Source organism: Treponema sp. OMZ 805 (assembly GCF_050937395.1).
Classification (GTDB): Bacteria; Spirochaetota; Spirochaetia; order Treponematales; family Treponemataceae; genus Treponema.
On record NZ_JACCLP010000029.1, the window covers coordinates 1 to 2,646 of the forward strand.

Annotated in this window: 3 protein-coding genes; all 3 read right to left on the bottom strand. The window is 44.5% G+C overall.

The genetic code is table 11. The features are described from left to right. On the bottom strand, positions 1–1,403 hold a 1,403-nt coding region (locus HGH47_RS12045; protein WP_432912656.1), incomplete at its 3' end, for a hypothetical protein. Between the two features lie 10 nt (positions 1,404–1,413). Beyond that, on the bottom strand, positions 1,414–1,860 hold the full coding sequence (locus HGH47_RS12050; RefSeq protein WP_432912659.1) for a hypothetical protein: 447 nt from the start codon (positions 1,858–1,860) through the stop codon (positions 1,414–1,416). Then, a partial coding sequence (locus HGH47_RS12055) for a hypothetical protein (protein ID WP_432912661.1) occupies positions 1,857–2,646 on the bottom strand: 790 nt, incomplete at its 5' end. The genes HGH47_RS12055 and HGH47_RS12050, both read right to left, overlap by 4 nt.

A 2,646-nucleotide genomic window follows, 5' to 3' on the forward strand; every position in this document is an offset into this window, starting at 1 on the left:
CCATTGCAGGTGGCATAACCATAGTTGCCGCTAATGCAAAAAGAAGCCGCATCGCCATCATACGGTGACGCATTCCACCACCACATCCTACTTCCATTATGCCTCTTTACCTTATACAATGCACTGTCTCGGAATATCGGATACTGACCTTGAAATCCCCCGTCATAACCTTTTTCACCCCACACACACGTGCCCCATACTTCTCGTTCCGTCGGCAAAAAGACCGTATGTTGCTTCCAAGCCCAGTTACCTTTTATTGACAATAATCTACTGATGGTGTAAAGATACTTTCCAAGTATGACTTCTAATCCAGTCTTAAAACCGCCGTCAAGGTATGCCGCTAATTTACTTGCCGAATACCCGCCTGCATTTGTATTACCGTCATTCATCTTTTGTTGACATACGCAATTTCTAAAGGTAAAGACTATATGGTTCTTCTCATTTTCCGGATATCCTGCGCTTTTATACAAATTAAAAGCCGAAATCATAATCCGCAAATTTTTGTACTCACCACTCCATTTGTACGTTGTCGTCCCGTCATTTAATTCCGGTAAATCAAGGTAATCGCCGAGCCTGAGTCCTGAAAAATCAGCAAGTCCTCCTGCATTGATTTTTTTATGCAATATGTCCATCGCTTTCTTTGTTTCTTCAAGTGTCGCAGGCTCATCTGAGTGAGCGGCACGAATACCGAGTACGTCTAAAAGATTGCGGCATTTACTTTCATCAACTAAAGCCGATACGCTTACCCCTGAATCTTCTACAAGTCTTTCCACATCCTTAATTTTTCCGCTTCTATCCCGTATTACCGCTTTACCCGGCTGCGCTTCATAGGAAAAAGCTGCTTCTTTGAATACTAAATTATCGGCATCTATCCGGTAAGAATCATCGTCAAGAAAATATATCCTGCCCTTATTAGTATTTCCTGCATCAATCGTTATCAGCTTATAGGTAAAACAATCCGTATCGGCGGCTGTGTATCCTGCTGCGCGGTTCCATGCTCCGGTCTGCACTTCCCAAAAGCCGTTTTGCTTTTTATCGCTTTGGTCTTTTAAGAAAACGACTTCCCCTGCTTTTGTTTTAATTCCGTCAATAACAAGAAGTCCGCCTTTCACTACGTCAATATGCTCGATGGAAGCGGCAACCGGAACCGTTTCAATGTAGGCAAACTTTGAAAGAATGTTTTGCGCATCTACTCCTCGTTTTTCAATCCGCGCCGAAAGCGATGTTTCAGCTCCTCGCGCAGCTTGTACCTCATCGGCAAAATCTTTCAAGTACGCTAAAGCCCCACCTATCTGCTTTGCCTGAATATTTGCCGTCCCGTCTTCACCGCCTACCCACGGATCGGTCGTTTCAACCCGTCTAATCCCTGTAGGCCACTGTTTAATAATCGTTAAATTTGCCATAAAAGCTCCTTTAAAAAATAATTACCCATTGCCCTTCAAGAGCAATATCAGAATCTTTACTAATCGGGCGCGCTCGTGTCTTTCGGGAAAAGAGCGTTCCGTCCCGTAGCAAAAGACCGAATTCAATAATTTCTTTACCGTTCGCTTCCGTCGTCAGTAAATCCCATGAAAATTCAACTTGCCCAGCACTCGGAAAACGTATCTTGGTCACATCCTTTACAAACGCATCTTTTAACGCCGTATCTTCAGGAAGCGGTACGTTCCCGTTCGCTCCAAAGCCGATGCTTGTCAAATTCTTTCCTACTCCTTGCCCTGCAAGCAGTTTTGTCAACGCCTCTTTTGCCCCTGAAACAATGAGGTTATGATCCTCATACGTTTCAATGAGTTTTCCTTTTTTCCATACCTTTAACCGAAATACGCCCCGTAATCCGGCTGTCTCTTGTATTTTGACGTTCATAAAACCTCCTCAATTATTTCATCTCGATAATACCTTCCGTCAAATCCGCTATATACTCCCGAACAATCCCACGAGCCATCGGCAAGTGCGCAAGAAGGGCTGTATGAACCGTTGCAGATAAGCGGCCATTTTATTTTTAAGGTTATCGTTTCTTCTTTTACTACTGCCGTATCACTAAAAGCGGCCATTGTAAGAGCGTAAGAAAGCCGTTCAAAAGAACCGCGCGGCATGATAGGCTCTGCTAATGTAGTTTCTGCTTTGATGCACTCATACCCAGAGCAATCCCATTCTCCGGTACAGCGGAATGAGCCGTCCACATAGATACTCATTTTTATCTCATCCAACACTGTTCCACGCCGGTAGATAAACCGTACGCACGGCAGTGAACCGCTGCATATCCTTTTCCCGTCACACAGAATTTCTTCTCCCTGATCGCACAAAAAGCGGCCGTCATAGCGTAGACTGTCAAACGGGTAAAAATCAAAGTCTTCTTTTTTTATCACTACTTCCTGCCGTTCGCTTATCACAATGCGCTCTACATATTTAAACCATTCGGCAACGGTAAGTGTGATAACGGGGTTTAATAGCTCATCAAGGAATTGCTGCACCCATTGCCGGTCGGAATCCGATAAATCCAATACCTTAACATACACCCGCAAAAATTCTTCCGAGAGAATGTAGCGGCCGCCGAAATGCGCTTCCAGCTGGGATAAGATATAACCGCGCTCCCCTGCCTTAGAAAGAAAAAAGGATGCTGCTGCGACACGGTTTCTAAATTCTTCCGAC